20 protein-coding genes are annotated in these 25998 nt (G+C 71.5%); 15 read left to right on the forward strand and 5 right to left on the reverse strand.

Going from position 1 to position 25998, the window contains the following annotated elements; translation table 11 throughout:
- Positions 1-22: 22 nt before the first annotated feature.
- Genes plsY through ACFFJB_RS08040 form a run of 3 tightly spaced genes read right to left on the reverse strand, consistent with a single transcriptional unit; the run spans position 23 to position 2974 of the window.
- Positions 23-664, reverse strand: a complete 642-nt coding sequence (gene plsY / locus ACFFJB_RS08030; protein WP_376830720.1) for a glycerol-3-phosphate 1-O-acyltransferase PlsY — start codon at positions 662-664, stop codon at positions 23-25.
- A 23-nt stretch (positions 665-687) separates the two neighbouring features.
- Positions 688-2001, reverse strand: a complete 1314-nt coding sequence (gene pyrC, locus ACFFJB_RS08035) for a dihydroorotase (RefSeq protein ID WP_376830721.1) — start codon at positions 1999-2001, stop codon at positions 688-690.
- Positions 2002-2023: 22 nt separating this feature from the next.
- Entirely contained in the window at positions 2024-2974 is a 951-nt protein-coding gene (locus ACFFJB_RS08040; protein WP_376830722.1) for an aspartate carbamoyltransferase catalytic subunit, read from the reverse strand.
- 583 nt (positions 2975-3557) lie between these two features.
- Here ACFFJB_RS08040 and ACFFJB_RS08045 point away from each other — a divergent pair.
- The 7 genes from ACFFJB_RS08045 to rpmG all read left to right on the forward strand — a co-directional run bounded on the left by ACFFJB_RS08045 (position 3558) and on the right by rpmG (position 14522).
- On the forward strand, positions 3558-5198 hold the full coding sequence (locus ACFFJB_RS08045; RefSeq protein ID WP_376830723.1) for an acyl-CoA dehydrogenase family protein: 1641 nt from the start codon (positions 3558-3560) through the stop codon (positions 5196-5198).
- 321 nt (positions 5199-5519) lie between these two features.
- On the forward strand, positions 5520-8276 hold the full coding sequence (gene topA, locus ACFFJB_RS08050; protein ID WP_376830724.1) for a type I DNA topoisomerase: 2757 nt from the start codon (positions 5520-5522) through the stop codon (positions 8274-8276).
- Between the two features lie 635 nt (positions 8277-8911).
- On the forward strand, positions 8912-11206 hold the full coding sequence (gene rnr / locus ACFFJB_RS08055; RefSeq protein WP_376832596.1) for a ribonuclease R: 2295 nt from the start codon (positions 8912-8914) through the stop codon (positions 11204-11206).
- A 227-nt stretch (positions 11207-11433) separates the two neighbouring features.
- Positions 11434-11892: a DUF983 domain-containing protein gene (locus ACFFJB_RS08060; protein ID WP_376830725.1), complete on the forward strand. Its 459-nt coding sequence runs from the start codon at positions 11434-11436 to the stop codon at positions 11890-11892.
- A gap of 225 nt (positions 11893-12117) precedes the next feature.
- Positions 12118-12879, forward strand: a complete 762-nt coding sequence (locus ACFFJB_RS08065) for an NUDIX hydrolase (protein WP_376830726.1) — start codon at positions 12118-12120, stop codon at positions 12877-12879.
- Entirely contained in the window at positions 12876-14093 is a 1218-nt protein-coding gene (locus tag ACFFJB_RS08070) for an MFS transporter (RefSeq protein ID WP_376830727.1), read from the forward strand. Before ACFFJB_RS08065 ends, ACFFJB_RS08070 begins: the two co-directional genes overlap by 4 nt.
- A 261-nt stretch (positions 14094-14354) precedes the next feature.
- Entirely contained in the window at positions 14355-14522 is a 168-nt protein-coding gene (rpmG, locus tag ACFFJB_RS08075; RefSeq protein WP_376830728.1) for a 50S ribosomal protein L33, read from the forward strand.
- Between the two features lie 444 nt (positions 14523-14966).
- On the opposite strand, the gene ACFFJB_RS08080 is transcribed toward rpmG, so the two are convergent.
- On the reverse strand, positions 14967-15704 hold the full coding sequence (locus tag ACFFJB_RS08080; protein ID WP_376830729.1) for a TrmB family transcriptional regulator: 738 nt from the start codon (positions 15702-15704) through the stop codon (positions 14967-14969).
- 286 nt (positions 15705-15990) lie between these two features.
- Between ACFFJB_RS08080 and ACFFJB_RS08085 the strand changes: the two genes are divergently transcribed.
- The 5 genes from ACFFJB_RS08085 (at position 15991) to ACFFJB_RS08105 (ending at position 20661) form a co-directional block, all read left to right on the forward strand.
- Positions 15991-16824 (forward strand): ABC transporter permease, encoded by an 834-nt coding sequence (locus tag ACFFJB_RS08085; protein ID WP_376830730.1) that lies wholly within the window; start codon positions 15991-15993, stop codon positions 16822-16824.
- Between the two features lie 11 nt (positions 16825-16835).
- Entirely contained in the window at positions 16836-17669 is an 834-nt protein-coding gene (locus ACFFJB_RS08090) for an ABC transporter ATP-binding protein (protein ID WP_376830731.1), read from the forward strand.
- A gap of 2 nt (positions 17670-17671) precedes the next feature.
- Positions 17672-18727: an ABC transporter substrate-binding protein gene (locus tag ACFFJB_RS08095; RefSeq protein WP_376830732.1), complete on the forward strand. Its 1056-nt coding sequence runs from the start codon at positions 17672-17674 to the stop codon at positions 18725-18727.
- A gap of 153 nt (positions 18728-18880) precedes the next feature.
- The gene (locus ACFFJB_RS08100; protein ID WP_376830733.1) at positions 18881-19627 is read left to right on the forward strand and encodes a flavin reductase family protein; all 747 of its coding nucleotides are present in this window, start codon (positions 18881-18883) and stop codon (positions 19625-19627) included.
- 71 nt (positions 19628-19698) lie between these two features.
- A complete protein-coding gene (locus ACFFJB_RS08105) occupies positions 19699-20661 on the forward strand; it encodes a carbon-nitrogen hydrolase family protein (protein WP_376830734.1) in 963 nt (320 codons plus the stop codon).
- 128 nt (positions 20662-20789) lie between these two features.
- Here ACFFJB_RS08105 and ACFFJB_RS08110 read toward each other — a convergent pair whose 3' ends face one another.
- Entirely contained in the window at positions 20790-21716 is a 927-nt protein-coding gene (locus ACFFJB_RS08110; RefSeq protein ID WP_376830735.1) for a LysR family transcriptional regulator, read from the reverse strand.
- Between the two features lie 332 nt (positions 21717-22048).
- On the opposite strand from ACFFJB_RS08110, the gene ACFFJB_RS08115 reads away from it, so the two are divergent.
- The 3 genes from ACFFJB_RS08115 to ACFFJB_RS08125 all read left to right on the forward strand — a co-directional run bounded on the left by ACFFJB_RS08115 (position 22049) and on the right by ACFFJB_RS08125 (position 25996).
- Complete coding sequence (locus tag ACFFJB_RS08115) at positions 22049-23215, forward strand: ABC transporter substrate-binding protein (protein ID WP_376832598.1); 1167 nt, start codon at positions 22049-22051, stop codon at positions 23213-23215.
- Positions 23216-23333: 118 nt separating this feature from the next.
- Positions 23334-24209, forward strand: a complete 876-nt coding sequence (locus tag ACFFJB_RS08120) for a branched-chain amino acid ABC transporter permease (RefSeq protein WP_376830736.1) — start codon at positions 23334-23336, stop codon at positions 24207-24209.
- Entirely contained in the window at positions 24206-25996 is a 1791-nt protein-coding gene (locus ACFFJB_RS08125; RefSeq protein ID WP_376830737.1) for a branched-chain amino acid ABC transporter ATP-binding protein/permease, read from the forward strand. The genes ACFFJB_RS08120 and ACFFJB_RS08125 overlap by 4 nt, the downstream gene beginning before the upstream one ends.
- Positions 25997-25998 lie beyond the last annotated feature (2 nt).

Here is a 25998-nt window from a genome sequence, read left to right on the forward strand (position 1 = left end):
GTCATGACGCAGCATTACTGCGTCATTTTCCGCCATGGCGTCGTTTTTCGCCAATCCTGTTCTCCGTTCCGGCCGCAAGTCTCCTGATATTGTCACGATGTCGCCACCACAACAATAGCGCGAGCAGCAGGAACAGCCACGCCGTGGCCGGCGCGCCGAGCAGGAACAGGGCTGCCGGCGACGCCACCGAGGCGACCAGCGCGGCGAGCGAGGAGTAGCGGCTGGCGAAGGCCACCCCGAGCCAGACCAGGGCGAAGACAAGCGCCGCCAGCGGCTCGAGGCCGAGCAGACAGCCCAGGAAGGTCGCCACGCCCTTGCCGCCGCGGCCCTTCAGCCACACCGGATAGAGATGGCCCAGAAAGGCGCCGGCCGCCGCCGCCAGCGCCGGCAGCAGGCCGAAGGGCGCCGCCGCCAGCACGGCGGCCGTGCCCTTGAGGGCGTCGCCCAGCAGCGTCGCGGCGGCCAGCCCCTTGCGGCCGGTGCGCAGCACGTTGGTGGCGCCGATGTTGCCGGAGCCGATGCGGCGCAGGTCTCCGGCGCCGGTGAGGCGCGTCAGCAGCACGCCGAACGGAACCGAGCCGAACAGATAGCCCACGGCGAGGGCGAGCGCCGCCAGCCGCCAGTCCGCCGCGCTGAGGGGCGCGCCATCAAGCCACGCGTTCATGCAGTGCTCCCGTCACGCCGGCGTCAGGCGGCCGTTTCGCCCGCCGCGACGAACACGTCCTGGCCGTTGACGATGGTGCGCAGCACCATCCCTTCCATGCGGCCGCCGTCGAAGGGGGTGTTCTTGCAGCGCGAGCGGATGGCGTCGCGCCGGTAGATCCACGCCGCCTCAGTGTCGATCACCACAAGGTCGGCGGCAAGCCCCGGGACCAGCCGGCCGCGGTCGAACCCGAGCAGACCCGCCGGACGGGCGGTGAGCGCGTCGAGAATCCGCTGCAGCGACGCCGCGCCGGAACTGGCCAGACGCACCGCCACCGGCAGCAGGGTCTCGAGGCCGATGGCGCCCGGCGCCGCCTCCGGGAACGGCAGGCGCTTGGCCTCCACGTCCTGCGGGTTGTGGTCGGAGACGATGACGTCGATCACCCCCTCCTCCAGCGCCTCCAGCAGGGCGAGGCGGTCCTCCTCGGCGCGCAGCGGCGGCCGCAGCTTGAAGAAGGTGCGGTAGCCGGCGATGTCGTTCTCGTTCAGCGCCAGATGGTTGATGGAGACGCCGCAGGTCACCGGCAGGCCTTCGTCCTTGGCCTGGCGGATGAGCTCCACCGACTGGGCGTGGGTGATCATGGCCGCGTGGTAGCGTCCGCCGGTCATGCGCACGAGGCGCAGGTCGCGCTCGAGCATGATGGTCTCGGCCTCGCGCGGGGCGGAGGGCAGGCCCATGCGGCTGGCCAGTTCGCCCTCCGTGGCGACGCCGTCGCCGGTGAGGTCGGCGTCTTCGGTGTGGTGCATCACCAGGGCGTCGAAATTGCGGGCGTAGGCCAGGGCCATGCGCATCACGCGCGGGCTGGCCACCGAGCGGGCGCCGTCGGTGAAGGCCACGGCGCCGGCCTCCAGCAGCAGGCCGTATTCGGCCAGCTCGCGGCCTTCGAGGCCGCGGGTCAGGGCCGCGGCCGGGGCCACGCGCACCACGGCGTTGTCGCGGGCGCGGCGGCGGATGAAGTCGACGGTGGCCGGGCTGTCCACCGGCGGGCTGGTCTCGGGCGCGCTCACCAGGGTGGTGACGCCGCCGGCGGCGGCGGCGCGGCTCGCGGTTTTCAGGGTCTCGCGATACTCCGCCCCAGGCTCGCCGAGGAAGGCGCGCATGTCGATCACCCCCGGCGCCACCAGCGCGCCGCCGCAGTCGACGACCTCCGCCCCCTCCGGCGTCGCCGGCCGGGCTTCGTCGAGCACGCCGGCGATCCTGCCGCCGCGGATGAGCACCGCGCCGCGGCTGCGGCGGCCGGTGGCCGGATCAATCAGGCCGGCGTTGATGAGCGCGCGGGTGTGCGCCTGTTCGGTCATGGCTCTGGCCCTCGTTCGCCGGTCAGCATTCGGGCAGGCGCCGGGCCACGGCCTCGAGCACCGCCATGCGCACCGCCACGCCCATCTCCACCTGCTCGCGGATCCGCGACTGCGGCCCGTCGGCCACCTCGCTGGAGATCTCGACGCCGCGGTTCATCGGCCCCGGATGCATCACCAGCGCGTCGGGCTTCGCGCAGGCCAGCTTCTCCCGGTCCAGCCCCCAGTAGCGGAAATATTCCTTGGTGGAGGGGATGAAGGAGGCGGTCATGCGCTCGCGCTGCAGGCGCAGCATCATCACCACGTCGGCCTCCTTCAGCCCGGCGCGCATGTCGTGATGCACCTCGACCCCGAAGCGCCCGATCTGCGCCGGCAGCAGCGTGGTGGGGGCCACGCAGCGCACCCGCGCCCCGAGCGTCTGCAGGGCGAGAATGTTGGATCGGGCGACGCGCGAATGCAGGATGTCGCCGCAGATGGCGACGGTGAGCCCCTCGATGCGGCCCTTGTTGCGGCGGATGGTGAGCGCGTCGAGCAGCGCCTGGGTGGGGTGCTCGTGGGCGCCGTCGCCGGCGTTGACCACCGAGCAGGCCACCTTCTCCGACAGCAGCTGCACCGCGCCTGCCTGGGAATGGCGCACCACGATGATGTCCGGCCGCATGGCGTTGAGGGTCATGGCGGTGTCGATCAGCGTCTCGCCCTTCTTCACCGAGGACGAGGCCACCGACATGTTCATGACGTCGGCGCCGAGGCGCTTCCCGGCTATCTCGAACGAGGACTGGGTCCGGGTCGAGGGCTCGAAAAACAGGTTGATCTGCGTGCGGCCCCGCAGGGTCGCGCGTTTTTTCTCCACCTGGCGGCTGACGGCGACGGCGTCCTCCGCCATGTCGAGAAGCATGGTGAGTTCGGCGGCGGTCAGCCCCTCGATGCCGAGGAGATGGCGGTGCTGGAAAGTCAGGGAAGTCTGGGACGCGCTCATACTGGGGCCACGCCTATAGGAGGAATCGGTTGTCGCCGCAAGAAAGCCCGGAGCGCGCCGCGGGCGGCGCGCCCTCCCCCGGCGGAGCGGCCGCGCGCGACCGCCCGGCCACAGGGCCGGACCGGTTGGCGGCGCCCACCCGGCCATGCGTCGCCAGCTCCGCCGCCCCCCGGCCTCCAGCCGCCGCGGCGCCCGGCGCCATGCGCGCCGCTTCCGCGCCGCCCCGCGACCACGCCCGTCCGCGTTCATGCCCTTCCGCGATCATGCCCCGCGCCCGCAGCCCCCGCCCGGAGCGCGCCGCGGGCGGCGCTCCGCCCGCGCCCGCCCCTGCGGCCGCGGCGGCGAAGTACTGTGAACGCGAAGTGTTCGCGGCCGCAGGCGCGGCGGCGTGGAAGAAGGGAGCGCCCGGGCGCGCGGCTTGCACGGTCGCGGCGACAGTCTATCCTCGCCTCACCACGGGATTCCATTCAAAAAAATTTCGCCGCCCGGGCGGAACGACGGGCCCGCGCCCTCCGTCCGCGGCGGGCTCTGCGGCTCCGCAGGGAAAAACCGGCGCACGCCGGGCGTTCAGGGACTTTGCGTGATGTCGCCTTACGATACCCACCAGGTCTTCAACCAGTCTCCACCCTTCGTTGACGTGAATCTGGTGACGCTGGACCAGCCGCTGCTGGACGCGCTGGTCGCCAATGGCGCCGATCCGGTGCAGGAGGGGCTGCTGTCCTTCGGCGAGGCGTGGGGCGCGGCCGAACGGTTCGAGCTCGGCCGGCTGGCCAATGAGTATCCGCCGCGGCTGCGCACCCACGACGCCCGCGGTCACCGCAGCGACCAGGTGGAGCATCACCCGGCCTACCACGCGCTGATGGCCGCCAGCATGGAGGCCGGCCTGCACTGCTCCACCTGGGAGGCGCCGCCGGAAGCGGCGGCGCGCGGCCATGTGGCCCGCGCCGCGCGGCTCGCCGTCATATCGGGGGTGGAGGCCGGGCACGTGTGCCCGCTGACGATGACCCACGCCTCGCTGGCCACCCTGGCGGCGGCGCCGGAGCGCTTCGCCCAGTGGTCGCCGTTCGTGCGCTCGCGCCAGTATGACCCGCGTTTCCTGCCGTTCTGGGAGAAGCGCGGCGTCACCCTCGGCATGGGCATGACGGAGAAGCAGGGCGGCTCGGACGTGCGCGCCAACGCCACCGCCGCCGCGCCGGTGCATGACGACGAATATGAGCTCACCGGGCACAAGTGGTTCCTGTCCGCGCCCATGTGCGACGCCTTCCTGACGCTGGCCCAGGCGCCGGGCGGGCTCACCTGTTTCCTGGTCCCGCGTTTCCGGCCCGACGGCACGGTGAACGGCCTGCGCTTCCAGCGGCTGAAGGACAAGCTGGGCAACCGCTCCAACGCCTCGTCCGAGGTGGAGTTCGTGGCCGCCTTCGCCTGGCGGATCGGCGAGGAAGGCCGGGGCGTGCGCGCCATCATGGAGATGGCGCAGCTCACGCGGCTTGACTGCGTGGCCGGCTCGATGGGGCTCATGCGCATGGCCCTCGCCCAGGCCATCCATCACGCACGCCACCGGGCGGCGTTCGGCCGGAAGCTGGTGGAGCAGCCGGCCATGGCCATGACGCTGGCCGATCTCGCGCTGGAGATGGAGGCGGTGACCGCCCTCACCCTGCGCCTGGCCGCCAGCTTCGACCGCGCCGCCGGCGATCCGCTGGCGGCCGCCTGCGCCCGCGTCGTCACGCCCGCCGCCATGCTGCTGGTCTGCAAGACCGCCCCCGGCTTCATTCATGAGGCGCTGGAGTGCCTCGGCGGCAATGGCTATGTCGAGGAGGGCATGATGGCGCGCCTCTATCGCGACGCCCCGGTCAACGCCATCTGGCAGGGCGCGGGCAACGTCATGGCGCTGGACGTGCTGCGCGCAGCCGGCCGCCCGACGGAAGCGGTCCGCGCCCTGCTGGACCGGCTGGCGACCGAAGCCGCCGCCCTGCCCGGCGTGGCCGGGGCGGCGCAGGAGCTGGATCAGGCGCTGGCGGCGGACAGCCCCGAATGGAGCGCCCGTTTCGCCGCCGGGCGCCTCGCCGGAATCGCCGCGGCGGCGGCGCTGGCCGCCTCCGCCCCGCCGCAGGTGGCGGAGGCGTGGGCGCGCACGCGCCTGGCGCAGCCGCGCCGCATGTGGGGGGCCAATGACGTGAAGGCGCTGGCGCCGCTGCTGCTGCAGCGGGCGCTGCCGCTGATCTGAGCGGACCCGCCGCCCCCGTCCGTCCCCTCCATGGATTTGACAGGCCGCCGCCTTTGACCCATTCATCCCGCCTTGGAGCCGGCGCGGGCCGGCTCCAGCGCCTGCGGTCCGGGGACCTGTCCTGACAGGGACGCGCCGGCGGGGGGCCGTGGCATGTCCGGGCGGGCGCGAAGCGCCGTCCGCCGGGAAGATGCGACGTTGCAGAATGTTGGAGGCCATCGGGCGCAGGCGCCGGCTGGGCTCCAGGGGACCGAACGCGAGCCGGCCGGACCGCCTGTGGCGGCTGCGGCCAGATTTTTCACCCGAACCCAGTGGCAGCCCATGAAAGTCGTCGTCGTCGAGTCACCGGCGAAAGCGAAGACAATCAACAAGTACCTGGGCAAGGATTATGAAGTCCTGGCGTCCTTCGGTCATATCCGCGACTTGCCGGCGAAGGACGGCTCCGTCGATCCGGATCACGACTTCGCCATGGTCTGGGAGCTGGAGGAGCGCGGCGCGAAACGGCTCGCGGAGATCGCCAGGGCGGTGAAAGGCGCGGACAAGCTCATTCTCGCCACCGACCCGGACCGCGAAGGCGAGGCCATCTCCTGGCACGTGCTGGAGGCGCTCAACCAGAAAAAGGCGCTCAGGGGCGTGCCGGTGGAGCGCGTCACCTTCAACGCCATCACCCGCGACGCGGTGCAGGCGGCCATGGCCGCGCCGCGCGGCATCGACCAGGCGCTGGTGGACGCCTATCTCGCCCGCCGGGCGCTGGACTATCTGGTGGGCTTCAACCTCTCGCCGGTGCTGTGGCGCAAGCTGCCGGGGGCCCGTTCGGCCGGCCGCGTGCAGTCGGTGGCGCTGCGGCTGGTGTGCGACCGCGAGCGCGAGATCGAGACCTTCGTCAGCCGCGAGTACTGGTCGATCACCGCCCACCTGGCTACGCGGCTGGACGCCCCGTTCGAGGCGCGCCTCACCGGGGCCGACGGCCGGAAGATCGGCCGCCTCGACATCGGCTCGCGCGATGAGGCGGAGGCGCTGAAGGCGGCGCTGGAGAAGGCCAGCTTCTCCGTCGCCGCCGTGGAGGCGAAGCCGGCGAGGCGCCACCCCTGGCCGCCCTTCACCACCTCCACCCTGCAGCAGGAGGCCTCGCGCAAGCTGGGCATGGCCCCGGCCGTCACCATGCGCGTGGCCCAGAAGCTGTATGAGGGCGTGGAGATCGGCGGCGAGACCGTCGGCCTCATCACCTACATGCGAACCGACGGCGTCGACATGGCCCCGGAGGCCATCGCCCAGACCCGCCGGATGATCGGCCAGATGTACGGCGACTCCTACGTTCCGGCCGCGCCGCGCCGCTACACGGCCAGGGCCCGCAACGCCCAGGAGGCGCACGAGGCCATCCGCCCCACCGACCTCACCCGAAGGCCGGCGGACGTGGCGCGCTACCTCGACGCCGAACAGGCGAAGCTCTACGAGCTCATCTGGATGCGCACCGTGGCCAGCCAGATGGAGTCGGCGGTGCTGGAGCGCACCACGGCGGACATCGTCGCGCAGGCGGACGGACGGACGCTGGAGCTGCGCGCCACCGGCCAGGTGGTGAAGTTCGACGGCTTCCTGAAGCTCTACCAGGAGGGCCGCGACGACGACGACGGGGACGAGGACAACCGCCGCCTGCCGCCCATGGCCGCCGGCGACGCGCTGCAGAAGCGCGCCATCGCCGCCGAACAGCACTTCACCGAGCCGCCGCCGCGCTACACCGAGGCCTCGCTGGTGAAGCGCATGGAGGAGCTGGGCATCGGCCGCCCCTCCACCTACGCGGCGGTGCTCCAGGTGCTGCGCGACCGCAATTACGTGCATCTGGAGAAAAAGCGCCTGGTGCCCGACGACCGCGGCCGCATCGTCACGGCGTTTCTGGAAAATTTCTTCCGCCGCTACGTGGAGTATGACTTCACCGCGGACATGGAGGAGCAGCTCGACCGCATCTCCAACCATGAGATCGACTGGAAGGCGGTGCTGGCCGACTTCTGGCGCGACTTCATCGTCGCCGTGGACGGGGCCAGGGGGCTGCGCACCACCGAAGTCATCGACGCGCTGAACGAATATCTCGGCCCGTACATCTTCCCGAAACGGGCGGACGGCGCCGATCCGCGCGCCTGCCCGGCCTGCGGCTCCGGCCAGCTGTCGCTGAAGCTTGGCCGGTTCGGCTCGTTCATTGGCTGCTCCAACTATCCGGAGTGCCGCTACACCCGCCAGCTGGCGGCGGCGAACGAGCAGGAAAACGGCGGCGACGAGGGACGCCCCGGCGTGCGCACCCTCGGAACCGACCCGGCCTCCGGCCTTGAGGTGACGGTGCGCGACGGCCGTTTCGGCGCCTATGTGCAGCTGGGCGAGGCGGAGAGCGGCGGCGTCAAGCCGAAGCGCCAGAGCCTGCCCAAGGGCATGGATCCGGCCGCGATCGACCTGGAGAAGGCGCTGGCGCTGCTGTCGCTGCCGCGCGAGGTGGCGCGCCATCCGGAGACGGGCGAGCCGATCCTGGCCGGCGTCGGCCGCTTCGGGCCTTATGTGCAGCACGGCAAGGTGTACGCCAATCTCGGCCGCGACGACGACGTGCTGGAGATCGGCCCCAACCGCGCCATTGACCTGATCATCGCCAAAGAGCAGGGCGGCGGCCGGCGCGGCGCCGCGGCCGATCCCGGCCGGGAGCTGGGCGCGGACCCGGAGAGCGGCAGGACGGTGCTGGTGAAGAGCGGCCGCTACGGGCCCTATGTCACGGACGGCGACACCAACGCCACCCTGCCCAGGGGGGTGAGCCCGGACGCGGTGACCCTGGAGGAGGCGGCGGCGCTGCTGCAGAAAAAGCGCGAGGCCGGCGGCGGCGCGAAGACGGCGCGCAAGACGGCGAAAAAGGCCGGCGACGGCGCGGCTGGCGCCAAAACCGCGACGAAAAAGGCGGCTGGCGGCAAGACCGCCACCAGAAAGACCGCCGCCAGAAAGACCGCAGCGAATACCGACGGCGACGGCGACGCCCCCGCCAGACCCGCCCGCCGGACGGCGAAAAAGGCCGCCGGCGACGACGACGGCGTTCCGTGGGACGAGTGAGCCCCGCCCCGCGCCGCGCGGGGCTCATGCGACGCGGCGGCGGCCGGCGGGTCTGGCCGCCGGCCCGCGGGCGACGCCCGTTCCCTTCCCGCCCGTCTTTCTCCTCCCCTCCCTGCTTCATGCCCGGCCCTGCTCATGCCCGGCCCCGGGGAGCAACGCGCCGCCGTGACGGCCCGGGCCAGGCTCCGCAAGAGGGACGCCCGGCTCAGGCCCGGACATGACGGCGGGGAGGCGGAGCGCGGGCCCGGCCGGGGGAACAGGCGGCGGGGAACAGGCGCGCCGGCCGGCGGGAATGGCGCCGCGGCGACGTTATGGAATTTCCGTCGCGCCGTCCCCATATGGGCGTCAGCCGGCGAACTGTGATAAACCCCTGGTCCCTGACATCACGCAGCGCAACCTGCGGCGGACGCAGCCGCCCGCCCGAACCAACGCCCCGGATCCCGGACCATGCGCGTCCGCACCCATGCCCATACGGAACTGATTTGACCCGTCGCACCGGCGCCAGCCGCCCCACCCCGCGCCTTTCCCGTTCGCGCGCCGCGCGCAAGGCGGCGGCGCGCCGTCTCGCCGCCGGCGTCTCCGACGTCTCCGGCGAAGACGCCCTCGCGCAGGACGAGGCCCCGGAGGCCGGCGCCCTGCCCACCCGCGACAGGCTCGTGGCCTTCATCAACGCCGCCCCCGGCAAGGTGTCGAAACGCGACATCGCCCGCGCCTTCGGCGTCACCGGCGAGCACCGCATCTGGCTGAAGCGCATGCTGAGGGAGCTGGAGGAAGACGGCCTCATCCGCCGCTCCCGCGGCGCCCTGCACGACGCCGCCGGCCTGCCGCCCATGGTGGTGGCCGACATCACCGGCCGCGACGCCGACGGCGAGCTGCTCGCCGTCCCCGCCGAATGGACCGGCGACGGCGAGGCGCCGCAGATCATCGTCGACGCGCCGCGGCGGGCCGGACGCCAGCCGGCGCCCGGCGTCGGCGACCGCGTGCTGCTGCGCGTGTCGCGCGTCCACGGGGCGGACGGCGGCCCCGCCTGGAGCGGCCGCGCCGTCAAGGTCATGGGCCGCGCCCGCCCGCAGATGCTCGGCGTGTTCCGCGCCCTGCCCGGAGGCGGCGGCTGGATCGAGCCGGTGGACAAGCGCAGCGCCGGCCGCGAGGAGCTGGTGATCCGCCCCGGCGACGACGCCGGCGCGAAGGACGGCGATCTCGTCTCCGTCACCGTATCGAAAATCGGCCGCTTCGCCCGCCCGCACGCCCGCGTGCGCGAGCGCCTCGGCTCGCTCGCCTCGGAAAAGGCGGTGAGCATGCTGGCGATCTACGCCCACGGCATCCCGCACGAGTTCTCTGCGGCCGTCCTCGCCGAGGCGGAGGCGGCCCGCCCCCTCACCCTCGCCGGGCGCGAGGACTGGCGCCAGCTGCCGCTGGTCACCATCGACCCGCCGGACGCGAAGGATCACGACGACGCCGTTCACGCCGCCCCGGACGAGGATCCCGCCAATCCGGGCGGATTCGTGCTCACCGTCGCCATCGCCGACGTCGCCGCCTATGTGCGCCCCGGCGGCGAAATGGACCGCGCGGCGCGCGAGCGCGGCAATTCGGTTTACTTCCCCGACCGCGTCGTGCCCATGCTGCCGGAGCGCATCTCCAACGACCTGTGCTCGCTGCGCCCGCATGAGGACAGGCCGGCGCTGGCCATGCGCATCGTCATCGACGCCCAGGGCCGCAAGCTGCGCCACAGCGTGCACAGGGTGATGATGCGCTCGGCCGCCAGGCTGGCCTACCAGCAGGCCCAGGCCGCCATCGACGGCAGCCCCGACGAGGTCGCCGGCCCGCTGCTGGAGCCGGTGCTGAAGCCGCTGTGGGCCGCCTACGCCGCCCTGGCGAAGGCGCGGGACAGGCGCGCGCCCCTTGAGCTCGACCTGCCGGAGCGCAAGCTCATCCTCAACGCCGACGGCCGCATCGAACGGGTGGTCATCCCGGCCCGGCTCGACGCGCACCGGCTGATCGAGGAGTTCATGATCCTCGCCAATGTCTGCGCCGCCGAAACCCTGGAGCGGGCCGGCTCGCCGCTGCTCTACCGCATCCACGACGCGCCCTCGCTGGAGAAGATGCGCGCCCTCGGCGAGGTCATGGCCTCCATCGGCCTGAAGCTGCCGCGGGTCAGCAACCTGCGGCCGGAGCTGTTCAACCGCATCCTCGCCCAGGCGGAGGGCGCCCGGCACAAGACCTTCGTCAACGAGGTGGTGCTGCGCTCCCAGGCCCAGGCGGAGTATTCGCCGGACAACTGCGGCCACTTCGGCCTCAACCTGCGCCGCTACGCCCACTTCACCTCGCCCATCCGCCGCTACGCCGACCTCATCGTCCACCGGGCGCTGATCAGCGCCTGCCGGCTGGGCGATGACGGCCTGCCAGCCTCCACCACCCGGGCGCAGCTGGCGGAGACGGGCGCCCAGATCTCGGCGGCGGAGCGGCGCGCCATGGCGGCCGAGCGCGAAACCATCGACCGGCTCATCGCCCACTTTCTGGCCGACCAGATCGGCGCGGTGTTCGAGGGGCAGATCTCCGGCGTCACCCGCGCCGGCCTGTTCGTGCGCCTGACCGGGACCGGCGCCGACGGCTTCATTCCCGCCGCCTCCATCGGCGACGAATATTACCGGCATGACGAGGTCCTGCACGCCCTGGTGGGAACCCGCACCGGCGACATGCTGCGGCTCGGCGACACGGTGGAGGTGCGCCTGGCGGAAGCCGCGCCCGTCGCCGGCGCGCTGCGCTTCGAGCTGGCGGGGCGCAGCGGCGGCGGCCGCGCCAGTCCGGCGGGCAAGAAAAAGGGCCGCGCCGCGAAGGCCGGCGCCGCGCCCAAAGGCCTGGCCGGCCGGCTCGCGGAGCAGAAGCGGGCGAAAAAAGCCCTGCTGGCCCGGGCCCGCCGCGCCCGTTAAGGCGGGCGGCCTGCGCGCAAGCGCCTCAGCGGCGGGGCTTGCCTCCGCCGCGCCGGATGCGCATGTTGCCGCAAGCGCCGGCGCCGCAGGCGAAGCCGCCCTCGCGCGGGCGGCCGCTGAACGCCCCGGTTCCCGGCCGGCGCACCGTCAGGCGCATGGCGCGCCCGGCGCGCGCAGGCGGCCGCGACGGGGCCGTCGCCCCCACAGGCCCCATCCAGGAGCGGATCATGGCTCTCCAGATTCAGTCCCCATATTCAGGCGAGCCGCCGCGCGAGCTCATTCCGGCCATGAAGCGCGGCTTCGCCGGCTGCTGCCCCGCCTGCGGCGAGGGCCGCATGTTCGGCAGGTTTCTGAAGGTCAATGACGCCTGCGCGGCCTGCGGCGAGGAGCTGCACCACCAGCGCGCCGACGACCTGCCTCCCTATGTGGTGATCACCATCGTGGCCCATATCGTCGCCACCGGCATCCTGCTGGCGGAGACCTATTTCACCTGGCCGGTGTGGGCGCACATGTCGGTGTGGCCGGCGCTGACGCTGATTCTCGGCTTCCTGCTGATGCAGCCGGTGAAGGGCGCGGTGGTGGGCCTGCAGTGGGCCCACCGCATGCACGGCTTCGGCAAGGACGAGTTCGCCCGCCGCTGCGACGGCGGCTGGCCGGCGGAGCAGGCCGGCGACGGCGCCCGCTGAGCCCGCCCCGCGCCCCGCCAGCCGGCGCGCCCGCCCTGACCGACCTGCCCGCCGGGCGCAGGCTTCCGATGCGCCAGCCACAATCGTCGCGCCGCGCGCGTGAGGCATAATGGGGCGGACGCCGGCCGCGCCGGCGCCGACGCTGATTCACGCCACAATGACGCCAGCGACGTCGTCCGCCGGCCCCGCCGGCGGCAGGAAACGGCGCGGCGGGGAGAAACGCTGATGACCGGGACGCTGCAGCAGGAGGCCCCCCTGAGCGACCAGAAAATGCTCGACGAGAGCGAGCGCGACGAGCCGGTGTTCCCCACCATCCGGCCGCGCAACGCCGCCACGCTGATCATCATCGACCGTTCGGGGCGCTGGCCGAAGGTGCTGATGGGCCGCCGCCACGAGGGCCACCGCTTCATGCCCGGCAAGTTCGTGTTTCCGGGCGGGCGCATCGAGGCCAACGACCGTTTCATGACGCCGGCCAGCGACCTGCACCCGGTGGTGGACCGCAAGCTGCTGGCGCGCACCGTGCGCCCGGCGCCCTCGCGCGGGCGGGCGCTGGCGCTGGCCGCCATTCGCGAAACCTTTGAGGAGACCGGCCTGCTGCTCGGACGCCGCGACGCGCCGCCCCGCCGGCCGCCCGCCGGCCCCTGGGCCGACTTCGCCGCCCACGGGGTGACGCCGGACCTGGAGCCGCTGCGCTTCGTCGCCCGCGCCATCACGCCGCCGGGCCGGCCGAAGCGTTTCGACACCCGCTTTTTCGCCATAGACGCCGCCCATGTCGCCGCGCGCATCGACGGCGTGGTCACGCCCGACAGCGAGCTGACCGAGCTGGTGTGGGTGGAGATCGAGGAGGCGCGCCGGCTTGACCTGCCGTCCATCACCACCGTGGTGCTGAAAGAACTGGAAAAACGCGCCGGCAACGGCTTCGGCCACGACCTGCCGGTGCCGTTCTATTACGCGCGCAACGGCGCGTTCCAACGCGAGGAACTGTGACAGAAGCCTCTCCGCCCGCCTCCGGCGCCCCGGCGCCGCAGGCCCCGCCGTCGTCCCCCGTCCAGGAGCCGCTGAACCTGCGCGCCCTGGCCAGCGCCATCCTGCTGGTGTCGCTGGTCGGGGTGGGGCTCAGCCTGTCGATCCCGCTGCTGTCGCTGGAAATGGAGCGTATGGGCGTCTCCGGCGGCATGATCGGGCTCAACACGGCCATGTCCGGCTTCGCCAGCCTGCTCTCCATGCCCTTCGTGCCGCGCCTCGCCGCGGCCATCGGCGTCAGGGCCATGATCGCGCTGTCCATCGCCGTCACCGCGGCGACGCTGCTGGCGTTCAGGGGGCTGCCATGGCTGCCCGCCTGGTTCGTGCTGCGCTTCGCCTTCAGCTCGGCGCTGGGGGCGCTGTTCGTGCTGTCGGAATACTGGATCAACGCCGCCGCCCCGCCACGGCGCCGCGGCCTGGTGATGGGGATTTACGCCACCTGCCTGTCGCTGGGCTTCGCCATCGGCCCGGTGCTGCTCGGCTACGTCGGAACGTCCGGCTGGACGCCCTATCTGGCCGGCGCGGCGCTGATGTGCCTCGGGCTTGCGCCGCTGGCCCAGGCGCGCGGCGTCACGCCCGAGCTGGACCACCGCTCCCGCCACGCCATCGGCCATTTCCTCGTGGCGGCGCCGCTCGCCACCCTGGCCGCCCTGGTGTTCGGCGCGGTGGAGACCGGCGGCTTCAGCCTGTTGCCGCTCTATGCGCTGCGCCTAGGCCATGACGAGGCGGGGGCGGCGTTCATGTCGTCCTTCGTGGCGCTGGGCGGCATGCTGCTGCAGATTCCGCTCGGCCTGCTCTCGGACCGCATGGACCGGCGGACTCTGCTGGTGCTCATCGCCCTGTTCGGCGCCGCCTCCTCGGCGCTGATGCCGTTGGCGGCGCAGTTTCCCTGGGGGCTGGAGATCCTGCTGCTGTTCTGGGGCGGCGTGGGCGGCGGGCTCTACACGGTCGGCCTCGCCCATCTGGGGGCGCGATTCACCGACCGCGCCGACCTCGCCAGCGCCAACGCCGCCTTCATCCTGCTCTACAACCTCGGCATGATGCTCGGGCCGCCGGTGATCGGCCTCGGCTTCGACCGGATTCGGCCGCACGGATTCGCGGTGACGCTGACGGCGCTGTTCGCGGCCTACGCCGCCTTCGCCCTGGCGCGCGTGGCGCTGCGCCGCGGCGCGGCCTGAGCCGCTGGCCGCGCGCCCGCAGGCGAAAAACGCCTGACGGGGCAACGGCATGGCGCCGCCGCGGGCCGGCCGCGCCCCTGGCGGAGCCGGCGCGCGCGGGCGCGGCCGCCGGGCTTTTGCGCCCGCCGGCAGGGGAAATGCGCGGCGGGCCTTGACTTGGGAGCGCCGATGCGGCATGTCCCACCCATCTTCCGGGCCGGGCTCCGCCGGCCTTTTTATGTTGCCGCGCGCGGGATCGAGCCCGCCGGATGAGGTTCGACCATGGCCAAGGCCGTTACGATCAAGATCAAGCTCGTGTCCACCGCCGACACCGGTTACTTCTACGTCACCAAGAAGAACACCCGCACCATGACGGACAAGTTCTCGATCCGGAAGTATGACCCTGTCGCGCGCAAGCACGTCGAGTTCAAGGAAGCCAAGATCAAGTGATCCTGGCCCCGTGATCTGGCCTCCGGCCGCAAGGCCGGGCCTGCGGCGGCCCCGGGCCGCCGCTTCCGCCGCCCCGATTCCGGGGCGGTTTTTTTGCGCTCGCGGCGGCGGCCCGCCGCGGCTTCCGGGAGCCGGCGGCGGCCGGAGACGCCCGCGTCAGGCCCGCGCTGGCGGCGGAAGAAGCAGGGCGGCGGCGCGGCGAGGCAGCGGAGAGCCGGGCGGACCGGAAGCCGGGAGCGGACACGGGCCGGCGGCGGAGTCGGCGCAGGGCCCGCGGCGGAACAGGGAGCGGCGCCCCGCTCCGCCGGCCGCAGCCCGGGCGGCGCGCCGGAACCCCCGCCCCGCCTGCCGGCAGCCGGGAGGGCCAGCCGCGCACGGGCCGGAGAACCGGCGCCTCCTCCCCGGCGGCGCCTGGCCACAACCGGCGCCGGAGCGGCCCGGACCTCACGCCGGACGGCTGACGCCCCACAGGGCGTCGAACAGCGTCGCCTGATGGGCGGCGAACTCTGCGCTGTCGATGATCAGCCCGTAGCTCTCCCGCGCCGACGAGATGATGCAGACCTTGTTTCCGTAGATGTACGAGGTCATGGCGATGTTGTGCTCCGGCGGGGCGTAGCGCAGCTCGCGCTTTTCCTCCTCGCTGCTCGGCCAGATCGGCGCGTCGTCGCGGTGCTCGGAGCGGATCACCCGCAGCCACACGCCGCGGCGGGCGCGCTCCTTCAGGTAGCGCTCCATTTCCTGGAGGCCGGGCTCCACCATCAGCTCGCGCATGGAGAGGGTGGCGCGCAGCATGGCGTCGCCGCCGGAAAGCGTGTCCCACAGGGCGGTGCGGATGCCCTCCGCGCCCGGGTGGAAGCGCACGCTCGGCCTGCCGCTGTGGTGGTAATAGAGCGAACGCAGCGCCGGCATGACGTCGTCGAGCATCTGGCGGCGGGCCTCGAGCCGCTCCAGCAGCACGCCCGGATCCTGGGCCACGACGAAACGGCGGCGGCCACGGTCGACGAAGCGCACCAGCCCCTCCGCCTCCAGCCTGACCAGACCGTCATGGGCAGTGGTGCGCGGCAGCCCGGCGCGGGCGGCGACATCGGTGACGGAAGCGCCTCCCGGCGCGGCGGCGGCAAGGTAGAGCCGGCAGAGCGTGCCGGAAATGCCGATGCGCGCCAGCTTTTCTTCGATATCCACGGTTCATGCCCCCCAACGGACGGTTGCGGCCGGCCTGGCGACGGCGTCAAGCGTCAGCCTGTTGTCGGAATTATCCGACATTTTCCTGCATTCCGCTCCCATTCTGACCGCCCATCTCCGCCCTGCATGACGGCTATCTGCACAGATAGCAGTCAATTAGCCCAATGAATAATCGTCAGACGCGATCAATTTCATTGACGGATAACGCCGACAAATCCCATGGTGACGATACGTCAGCGATCGACACGCGCCCCACGGATTCCGTGGAAAGACGGAGGATCAGTCCATGAACGCCAAAGCTGCCGCCGCCGAAACGCCGGTTTCCGTGCCCGTACGGCGTCCTTCAGCGCTCCGCAAGGCGCTCGCTGCTCCGTCGGCGCGCGCCGTCATCGGCCTCGCCGCCTTCTTCGCCATCTGGCAGGCGCTCACCAGTCTTGGCGTCATCGACGGCTTCATGCTTCCGTCGCCTTTCGCCGTCGCTTCCGCCCTGGTGGAAATGGCCGTCGACGGGTCGCTGTGGACCCACCTCAGCGCCAGCCTGGTGCGCGTGTTCATCGGCTTCTTCCTCGCCTGCGCCGCCGGCATCGCCCTCGGGCTGGTATGCGGCTGGTGGCGGGCAGTGTCGGACTACGTGCGCCCGGTGGTGGAGGCGCTGCGGCCCATCCCGCCGCTGGCGTGGATCCCGATCACCATTCTCTGGTTCGGCCTGGGCGACAGCGCCTCTTACTTCCTGGTGTTCCTCGGCGCGGTGTTCCCGGCCTTCGTCGCCACCTACACCGCCGTGCGCGGCCTCGACCGCAACCAGATGAACGCAGCCCTGTGCCTCGGCGCCACGCCGCGCATGCTGTTCTTCGACGTCATCATCCCGGCCTCGCTGCCGATCGTGCTGCCGGGCCTGCGCATCGCCCTCGGCGTCGGCTGGATGTGCGTGGTCACCGCCGAGCTGATCGCCGCCCAGACCGGCCTTGGCTACCTGATCCAGCAGTCCCGCATGCTGTTCCAGATCAACAATGTCGTCGCCGGCATGGTGACCATCGGCCTCGTCGGCTTCCTGATGTCCGCCGCCCTGGAGCGGCTGGAGCGCCGGGTCAACGCCTGGGCCCCGTCCGAACGCAACTGAGGAGAGCCGCCATGAACGCCGCCGCCACCGTCATTCCGGCCGCCCAGGAGCCCCGCCCCGCCGCCAGCGACGCCCAGATCGTCATCCGCGACGTCAGCAAGGTCTACGGCGGAGCCGGCGCCGACTCCCCGGTGATCGCCCTCAACGGCGTCAACCTTGAGATCCGCAGGGGCGAGTTCATCTCGCTGCTCGGCCCCTCCGGCTGCGGCAAGTCCACGCTGCTGGCCATCATCGCCGGCTTCCAGCCCCCCTCCGCCGGCCAGGTCCTGCAGGACGGACGGCCCGTCACGAAACCGGGCCCGTCGCGCACGGTGGTGTTCCAGGACTACGCCCTGTTCGGCTGGATGACGGTTCAGGAGAACGTGGAGTTCGGCCTCAAGGCCAGGGGCATGCCGAAGGCGCAGCGGGGGGAGATCGCCCGCGAGCTGATCCGCCTGGTCCGCCTCGACGGCTTCGGGGACAAGTATCCGCACCAGATGTCCGGCGGCATGAAGCAGCGCGCCGCCATCGCCCGCGCCCTGGCGCCGGACCCCGACATCCTGCTGATGGACGAGCCCTTCGGCGCCCTCGACGCCCAGACCCGCGTGCTGCTGCAGGAGGAGATCGCCCGCATCTCCACCGAGGCCGGCAAGACGGTGATCTTCGTCACCCACGGCATTGACGAGGCGGTGTTCCTCGCCGACCGCGTGGTGGTGATGAGCCCCCGCCCGGGCCGCGTACGCGAGGAGCTCGTCGTGCCGCTGCCCAGGCCCCGCACGGCCGCGATGCGCTCCGATCCATGGTTTGTCTCTGCGGTCAACGACCTGTGGGAGACGCTGAAGCCCGAGTGGCAAAAAGGGGAATGAGCATGACCTCCACCATTTCGCGTCGCCGGTTCGGCCAGCTCGTGGCCGGCCTCGCCATCGCGGCGCCCGTCGCCGCCCCCGCCGTGGTCCGCGCGAAGGGCGCCGACAAGGTGCGGATGGGCTGGTTCAACACTACCACGGTTTCGGCGCAGATCGCCCACGTGCTGATGCGCACGGACATCGGCCCGCGCAACGGCCTCGACATCGAGCTGATCCAGCTCGCCGCCTCCCCGGCGGTGACCGAGGCGCTGGTGTCCGGCGCCTGCGACATCGGCGCCCTGTCGGACTTCGCCGCGGTCACCACCATGGCCATCGGCGCGCCGGTGACCACGGTCGCCGCCCAGGCGCGCTTCCGCTCCGGCGTGCTGGCCACGAAGAAGTCCGGCGTCACCGACATGCAGGGCCTGCGCGGCAGGCAGATTTACGGCACCTTCGGCATCACCGCCTTCCAGAACGCCCAGGAGGCGGTGATCCGGGCCGGCCTGACGCCCGGCAAGGACGTGACCTTCGTCAATGTCGGCCCGGCGGAGCTCGCCGACGCCGTCGGCGCCCAGCGCATCGACGCCTTCTTCACCTACGACCCGTTCGTCACCTTCTTCGAGCACGCCGGCCACGCCACGGTGCTGTCGCAGGACCTGTCGCCGATCATCGCGCTGACGGCGAACAACCGCTTCCTGAAGGAGCGGCCGGACGTGCTGAAGCGCTTCCTCAAGGCCAATTCCGAGGCGCTGTACTTCGCCAGCCAGAACAATGACCTGGCCAACGCCTGGTTCCGCACCCTGGAGCCGGCGAAGAACATCCCGGTCGACGTGCTGCAGAAGGCTTCCGCCTTCGATCCGGCCTGGACGGCGAAGAGCTACGACCAGATCCGCATGGCGCTCTCGCCGGAGCAGATCGCCAAAATGGAGGTGCTGGCGAAGTGGGGCGTGGAGAACAGGCTGCTGCCGCGCCTGCCCGACGTGACGAAGTTCATCGACACGCAGATCGCCGCCGCAGTGGACGCCGGAGCCCACGCCAGCGGCTTCGACCTGGCGCAGGTGAAGATCCTGCGTCCCTGATCCGGACCGGGCCCGCCATGGGCCCGGCCCGAGGCCCCGGCGGGGCCGGTCGCGCATCCCGGCCCCGCCCCCATGCGTGGCGCCCTCACGCGTCGCGCCGCGCCCCGCGCGGCGGCGCGCCGCCCGCTTCCGTAACCGCCGGAGGACGCCCGGATGACGCAGCAGCACCCCATGGCCGGGGGGCCGGACCACGCCGGGGCGCCGGAGACGCGCCGTTTCGACTTCGCCGCCATGGACGGCGCGGCGCGCTACCGGCTGCTGGCCTCCACCATCATGCCGCGGCCCATCGCCTGGGTGACCACCTGCGCCCCGGACGGAACGGTGAACGCCGCGCCCTACTCCTTCTTCAATTTTTTCGGCGCCGACCGGCCGGTGCTGGCCATCGGCGCGCTCGCCCGCCCCGGCCGCGAGAAGGACACCGCGGCCAATATCCGCGCCACCGGGGAGTTCGTGGTCAATCTGGTGTCTTTCGCCCTGGCGGAGGCGATGAACGCCACCTGCGTCGAGGCGCCGCCGGAGGTGGACGAGCTGGCGCTGGCCGGCCTCGCCGCCGCGCCCTCGCATGCGGTGGCGCCGCCGCGCATCGCCGCCAGTCCCGCGGCTTTCGAATGCCGCGTGATGCGCCTGCTCGACACCGGCCCCGGCCAGCTTCTGGTCGTGGGCGAGATCCTGCACGCCCATTACGCCGAACGCGTGCTGCGCGGCCCGCCGGAGCGGCCGCGGGTGGCGGCGGCGGCGCTGGATCTGGTGGGGCGCATGCACGGCGCCTCCGCCTATGTGCGCACCCGCGACGTCTTTCACCTGGAGCGGCCCGTCTGGCCGGCCCCGGCCGGCGCGGCGCAGGCCGCATCCCCGGACGCCGGCGGCGGGGCCCAGACCGCCGCCGCGCCCGGGCGCTGAGTTCACGCGTCTTTTCGGAAGGGGCGGCGGCCGCCGCCCGGAAAAACGCCCTGTCAGGAAGGATGACACCCATGACGAAGGTCAAGGTCGCCGCGGTCCAGGCCGCCACCATCCCGTTCGACGCCGCCGCCGCCACGGCGAAGGTGGTCGCGCTCGCCGCCGAGGCGGCGGCGCTCGGCGCCCGCATCGCGGTGTTTCCGGAAGCGTTCATCGGCGGCTATCCCAAGGGGCTGGATTTCGGCTGCTGCGTCGGCCAGCGCACGCCCGGAGGCCGGGCCGACTTCGCCCGCTACGTGAAGGGCGCCATCGCCGTTCCCGGCCCGGAGACGGAGGCCATCGCCGCCGCCTGCGCCCGCCACGACATGCATGTGGTGGTGGGCGTGATGGAGCGCGACGGCGGCACGCTCTACTGCACGGCGCTGTACTTCGGCCCCGGCGGCCTGCTCGGCAAGCACCGCAAGACCATGCCCACCGGAGCCGAGCGGCTGGTGTGGGGCTTCGGCGACGGCTCCACCCTCACCGTGGTGGACACCCCTTGCGGCAGGCTCGGCGGCGCCATCTGCTGGGAGCACTACATGCCGCTGCTGCGCGCCGCGTATTACGCGAAAGGCGTGCAGATCTGGACCGCCCCCACCGCCGACGACCGGCCCACCTGGATTCCCACCATGCAGCACGTCGCCATGGAGGGCCGCTGCTTCGTCATCAGCGCCTGCCAGGCGATGCGACGCTCCGATTTCCCGGAGGATTACGCCAGCCGCATCGAGTCGGAGCCGGACGCGTGGATGATGCACGGCCGTTCGGTGATCGTCGGGCCGCTGGGCGAGATTCTCGCCGGCCCGCTGGTGGATGAGGAAGGCATCCTCACCGCCGACATCGACCTGGACGACATTCTGGGGGCGAAGCTCGATTTCGATCCGGTCGGCCACTACGCCCGCCCCGACCTGTTCAGCCTGACGGTGAACGTGGCGCCGCAGCGCCCGGTGGTGATCACCGGCGCCGCCGCGCCGGATGGCGACGACGGCGCGCAGGACTGAACCGCAGACGCAGAAGCGAAAGGGCGCGCCGCCTGCCTGCGCGCCCGGCCGCACTGGCCCCGCCCCTCCAGGAAATACGGGCCGGAAACATGGAGCGGCCGCCCGCCGGCGCCGCGTCCGCAGAAGGCTCAGCGCGCCAGCAGACGGGCGCGCCACGCGCCTGCGTCCACCATGGACGAAATGACGCCGGCCAGGATCTGCGCCACCGCCTCGGCCCCGCGGATGTTCATGCTGCGCTGCGACACCACCACCGACAGCCTCCATGACGGGGTGGGGTCGAGGATCGGCACGGCGCGCATCTCGCCGCGCTCCAGCTCGCGGCTGAAGGCGAAGTGCGGCATCACGCAGATCGCCCCTTCCTCGCACACGATGCGGCCGATGGCCGGCAGGCTGTCGCAGTCCACGCCCTGCAGGTGCTGGTCGCACAGGGCGGCGCTGCGCTCCATCACCGTGCGCAGCACGTTGGGGCTGCCCGGCAGCACCAGCGGATGCGCCGCCAGCTCGGCCATGGTCACGCTGTCGCGCGCCGCCAGGGGATGGCCCGGGGCCACGATCGCCATCAGGTCCTCGGCGATCATCTCGGTCCAGGCGACGTTTTCGAAGGCCTTGTGATTGTACAGCAGGCAGACGTCGAGCCGGCCCTGCTGCAGGTATTCGTCCAGCACCGCGGTCATGGCCTCGATGAGGTGGATGGTGACGCGCGGATGCGCCTCGCGCACCGCGCGCACCAGCGGCAGCGACAGGCCGCGGGCGGCGGAGGTGGGCAGGCCCACGGTCACCCGGCCATGGGGCGAGGCGGTGTCGGAGCGCACCACGTCGCGGGCGCGCTCCACCTCACGGATGATGCGCATGGCGTGGTCATAGAGCTGCTGGCCCTTTTCGGTGAGCGCCACGCCGCGGGCATGCCGCACCAGCAGCTCCGCCCCCAGCTCCTGCTCCAGATTTTTCATCTGCTGGCTCAGCGACGGCTGCGCGATGCGCAACACCTCGGCGGCCCGGGAGAAGCTGTTGTTGTCGGCGATCTGTACGAAGTATTTCAGCTGGCGGAAGTCCATGACCTTAGGAGAACTCTTCCGCCGCGCGGGGCAACGCGCATATTTGTTCACGGCGCCCATCAAACGGACATTCCGTCAGCCTATGGCGGCCTGCGGGCTGAAAACGCACGTTTCGCAACGTGTTGCAGAATTTCGACGGTTATAGAAACTGCCTATATTTTCATATTATAGGCGCTGCCTATGGCGGCATTGGAAATTTATCTTTGTCGCCGCCGCCCCCGTCTCAGTAGCCTTTTCACAGTTGGCGACCCCCCGGCGTACCGCCAGGCGCCCTTTACTGAACGTGGGGAGATCTACCAGTGAAGTTCCGCAGTGTTACGCGCAGCCGCGCCCTGGCTGCAACGGCTTTGCTTTGCCTTTCGGCGGGCCTCGCCCACGCCGCGCAGAAGCCCTGCATCGGCAATTCCAACGCCGTCACCGGCCCGGCCGCCTTTGGCGGCGCCGCCGTGAAAATGGGCGCGGAGATCGCCATCGAGGAGATCAATGAGGCCGGCGGCGTGCTCGGCCAGAAGCTGAAGTTCATCCAGTATGACGACGCCGGCGCGCCGCCGCGCGGCGTCGACAACGTCCGCCGCATCGCCCTCGCCGACAAGTGCGTGGCGGTGCTGGGCGGCTACCACTCCACCGTCTCGGTGGCCCAGGCCGAGCCGGTGAACGAGATCGGCATTCCCTTCATCGGCGTGCTGGCCGCCAATACAAAGGCCATCGAGAACGGCGCCGACCCGAACTACATGTTCCGCGTCTCGGCCAAGGACAAGTGGGTGGCGCGCTATCTCGTCGAGCAGGCCATCAGGCAGTCGAAGAACGGCAAGATCGCTTTCTTCTATGAGAACACCGGCTGGGGCAACGGCGCCCTGCCCGACGTGAAGGACGCCATGGCCCGGGCCGGCAAGGAGCTGGTGGCCGTCGAGACCTTCAACTGGAACGACCAGGACATGTCCGCCCAGGCCATGCGCGCCCGCGACGCCGGCGCGGACGTGGCCCTGTTCTGGGCCCTGGACCGCGAAGGCAACCAGCTGCTGCGCTCCATGGACAAGGTGGGCTACAGGCCCACCGTGATCGGCGCCTGGGGCATCGCCGGCAACCTCGGCGAGCTGGCCGGTCCGCTGGCCAACGGCGTGCAGGTGATCCAGACCTACACCTTCATGGGCGACATGGACCCGAAGAAGAAGGCGCTGTGGGAGAAGATCCAGAAGAAGTACGGCGTGAAGGATCCTTCGGAGATCAAGATGCCGTCCGGCGTCGGCAACGCCTATGACGCGGTCTACATCCTCAAGGCCGCCATCGAGAAGGCCGGCGCGTTCGACTGGAAGAAGGTGCGCGACGCCCTCTACGACGTGCGGCTCGACGGCCTCGTGGCGAAATATGACCCGGCCTTCGACAGGTCCGATCCGGAGCGCCAGGACGCCATCCTGCCCCAGTACTACAAGCTGACCGTGTGGCAGGACGGCAAGCTCCTGCCCATCGAGCAGACGCCCTACGCGTCCGCCGTGAAGTAACGCCGGCCTGGCGGGCTCCGTCCCGCCGCCGCCCACCCGTCACATCGCAGACCTGCGCCAGCCGGCGCGCGTCGCGCGCGCCGGACGGGCGCCTGCGCGCCGGTCGAAGGACGAAGGCATGACGACAATCCTGCAATACCTGTTATCGGGGCTGGCGATCGGCGGCATCTACGCCCTCGTCGCGCTCGGCTACCACGTGATGTGGTCGGCGGCCCGGGCGGTGAACTTCGCCCATGGCGACACGCTGATGCTGGGCGCGGTGCTCGCCGTGACCGGCGTCGACAACGGCCTGCCCGTGTGGCTGGCATGCCTGTGCGCCATCGCCGCCGGCGGCGTGTTCGGCGTGCTGCTCGAACGTTTCGCGGTGCGCCCGTTCACCGGCTCGGTCAACGCCATCGGCTGGATGCTCACCACCATCGCCGTGGGCATCATGATCGAGAGCCTGGCCACCATGCATTTCGGCGGCTTCTCGCGGCCGCTGCCTTCGCCCGGCGTGGAGAAGGCCATCAGCATCTTCGGCGCCGGCGTCTACCCGCAGGAGCTGGTCATTCCGGCGGTGGCGGTCCTGGCCATGTTCGGCCTCGCCGCCATGCAGAAGCACACCCTCATCGGCCGCGCCATGCAGGCGGTGGCCCACAACCGGCAGGCGGCGGCGCTGATGGGCGTCAACGTCAACGCCATCGTCGCCTTTTCCTTCGGCCTCGCCGCCCTGGCCGGCGCCGGCGCCGGCGTGCTCATCGCCCCGGTCACCCAGGCGTCGGCCACCATGGGCATGCTGCTCGGCCTCAAGGGCTTCGCCGTCGCCATCATCGGCGGCATCACCAGCGCCCCGGGCGTGGTTATCTGCGGCCTGCTGTTCGGCGTCATGGAGAAGTTCGTCGAAGGCTACATCTCCACGGCCTCGCGCGAAATCATCGGCTTTTCCGTGATGATCGCCGTCCTGCTCGCCTTCCCGCAGGGCCTGTTCGGCAAGAAGGAGGTGAACAAGGTATGACCCGCCTCACGCTCCCGGCGTTCGCCCTGTTCGCCATCCTTCTGGCCCTCGTGCCGGCCCTGGCGGACAACGAGTATGAACTGCGCCTGTTCATGCTCTTCCTGATCTACGGCGTCATCGCCGCCGGTCTCAACGTTCTGGTGGGGCTCACGGGCCTCGTCTCGCTCGGCCAGGCCGGCCTGTTCGCCCTCGGCGCCTACACCAGCGCCATCCTCTCCACGCGCCTTGGCTTCGACATGATCTCGTCGACCGCGTGCGCGGCCATCGTCACCGGCGGCTTCGGCGTGCTGCTGGCCTGGCCGAGCGTGCGGGTGCGCGGCGTGTATCTGGCGGTGGTGACCATCGCCTTCGGCATCATCGTCGAGAACGTCGCCATCGAATGGCAGTCGCTCACCGGCGGCACCACGGGCCTGAGCTCGATCCCGCGGCCGAACCTGTTCGGCGAGCGCATCAGCGGCTACGGCTTCTACGGCGTGCTGGCGACCAGCCTGTTCATCGCCGTGGCGGTCGGCCACAACCTGAAGAACTCGCGCTACGGCCGCGCCATGCTGGCGGTGGCCCAAAGCGAGACGGCGGCGCGCTCGCTGGGCGTCAACGCCACGGCCATCCGCACCCTCGCCTTCGTCATCGCCGCCATCACGGCCGGCGTGGCCGGCAGCTGCTACGCCTTCCTCAACTCCTACATCTCGCCGGACATCTTCACCTTCCAGGACAGCGTGCGCTTCCTGCTGATGGTGATCCTCGGCGGCGCGGGCACGACCTTCGGCCCGGTGATCGGCGCGCTGGTCCTCACCTATCTGCCGGAGTACCTGCAGGACTTCCAGCTGTGGCAGAAGTTCGCCTACGGCGCGCTGCTGGTGGCGGTGATGTTCGTGCTGCCGAAGGGCGTGCTCGGCTCGCTGGGCGGTCTTCTGGCCCGTTTCCTGCCGAAGAAGGCCGACGCCGGCGCCGGCGACGCCATCGCCGCCGGAGACTACCTCGCCCGCAATCGCGGCGAGGCGGCGGCCGAACTGGTGGCCACGGACATGACCGTGCGCTTCGGCGGCCTCACCGCCCTCAACCGCGGCAGCCTGCGGGTGAAGGCGGGCGAGGTGCACGCCCTCATCGGCCCCAACGGCGCCGGCAAGTCCACCTTCGTCAACGCCATCTCCGGCTTCTACGTGCCCGCCGAAGGCTATTGCGAGCTGGACGGCGTGCGGCTCACCGGCCGGCCCTCGCACGAGATCTCGCGCATCGGCCTCGCCCGCACTTTCCAGAACACCGAGCTGTTCGGCGAGCTGAGCGTGCTGGAGAACGTGATGGTGGGCTACCAGCAGCAGTTCCGCTACGGCCTGGCGGACGCCCTCGTGCGCTCGCCCCGCTTCGGCCGGGAGGAGCGCGAGGCCCGCGCCGTGGCCCGCGGCCTGCTCGAGTTCGTCAACCTCGCCGACTACGCCGGCTCCGAAGCCCGCTACCTGCCCTTCGGCCACCAGCGCCGGATGGAGATCGCCCGCGCCCTCGCCTGCCGCCCCTCGGTGCTGCTGCTGGACGAGCCGGCCGCCGGCCTCACCACCCAGGAGATCGACGAGCTGGAGGCCATCATCCGCCGCATCGCCAGTCTCGGCGTCTCGGTGCTGCTCATCGAGCACCACGTCGACCTGATCATGGCCGTGGCCGACACCGTCACCGTGCTGGACTACGGCCAGGTGGTGGCCTGCGACCGGCCCGAGGCGGTGCAGCAGAACCCGCGCGTCATCGAAGCCTACTTCGGCGGCCCCGTGGCCCCGGCAAGGGAGAGCGCAGCATGATC

The sequence above is a fragment of the Camelimonas abortus genome (genome assembly GCF_042432745.1).
GTDB classification, from domain to species: Bacteria; Pseudomonadota; Alphaproteobacteria; order Rhizobiales; family Beijerinckiaceae; genus Camelimonas; species Camelimonas abortus.

Bases quoted from the DNA above. Each gene is read 5' to 3' on its own strand.
- ACFFJB_RS08095 (WP_376830732.1), top strand. From the start codon at position 17,672: ATGACCTCCACCATTTCGCGTCGCCGGTTCGGCCAGCTCGTGGCCGGC.
- ACFFJB_RS08040 (WP_376830722.1), bottom strand. From the start codon at position 2,974: ATGAGCGCGTCCCAGACTTCCCTGACTTTCCAGCACCGCCATCTCCTC.
- ACFFJB_RS08105 (WP_376830734.1), top strand. From the start codon at position 19,699: ATGACGAAGGTCAAGGTCGCCGCGGTCCAGGCCGCCACCATCCCGTTC.
- ACFFJB_RS08100 (WP_376830733.1), top strand. From the start codon at position 18,881: ATGACGCAGCAGCACCCCATGGCCGGGGGGCCGGACCACGCCGGGGCG.
- ACFFJB_RS08060 (WP_376830725.1), top strand. From the start codon at position 11,434: ATGGCTCTCCAGATTCAGTCCCCATATTCAGGCGAGCCGCCGCGCGAG.
- ACFFJB_RS08120 (WP_376830736.1), top strand. From the start codon at position 23,334: ATGACGACAATCCTGCAATACCTGTTATCGGGGCTGGCGATCGGCGGC.
- rpmG (WP_376830728.1), top strand. From the start codon at position 14,355: ATGGCCAAGGCCGTTACGATCAAGATCAAGCTCGTGTCCACCGCCGAC.
- topA (WP_376830724.1), top strand. From the start codon at position 5,520: ATGAAAGTCGTCGTCGTCGAGTCACCGGCGAAAGCGAAGACAATCAAC.
- ACFFJB_RS08090 (WP_376830731.1), top strand. From the start codon at position 16,836: ATGAACGCCGCCGCCACCGTCATTCCGGCCGCCCAGGAGCCCCGCCCC.
- ACFFJB_RS08085 (WP_376830730.1), top strand. From the start codon at position 15,991: ATGAACGCCAAAGCTGCCGCCGCCGAAACGCCGGTTTCCGTGCCCGTA.
- plsY (WP_376830720.1), bottom strand. From the start codon at position 664: ATGAACGCGTGGCTTGATGGCGCGCCCCTCAGCGCGGCGGACTGGCGG.
- pyrC (WP_376830721.1), bottom strand. From the start codon at position 2,001: ATGACCGAACAGGCGCACACCCGCGCGCTCATCAACGCCGGCCTGATT.
- ACFFJB_RS08045 (WP_376830723.1), top strand. From the start codon at position 3,558: ATGTCGCCTTACGATACCCACCAGGTCTTCAACCAGTCTCCACCCTTC.
- ACFFJB_RS08110 (WP_376830735.1), bottom strand. From the start codon at position 21,716: ATGGACTTCCGCCAGCTGAAATACTTCGTACAGATCGCCGACAACAAC.
- ACFFJB_RS08125 (WP_376830737.1), top strand. From the start codon at position 24,206: ATGACCCGCCTCACGCTCCCGGCGTTCGCCCTGTTCGCCATCCTTCTG.
- ACFFJB_RS08065 (WP_376830726.1), top strand. From the start codon at position 12,118: ATGACCGGGACGCTGCAGCAGGAGGCCCCCCTGAGCGACCAGAAAATG.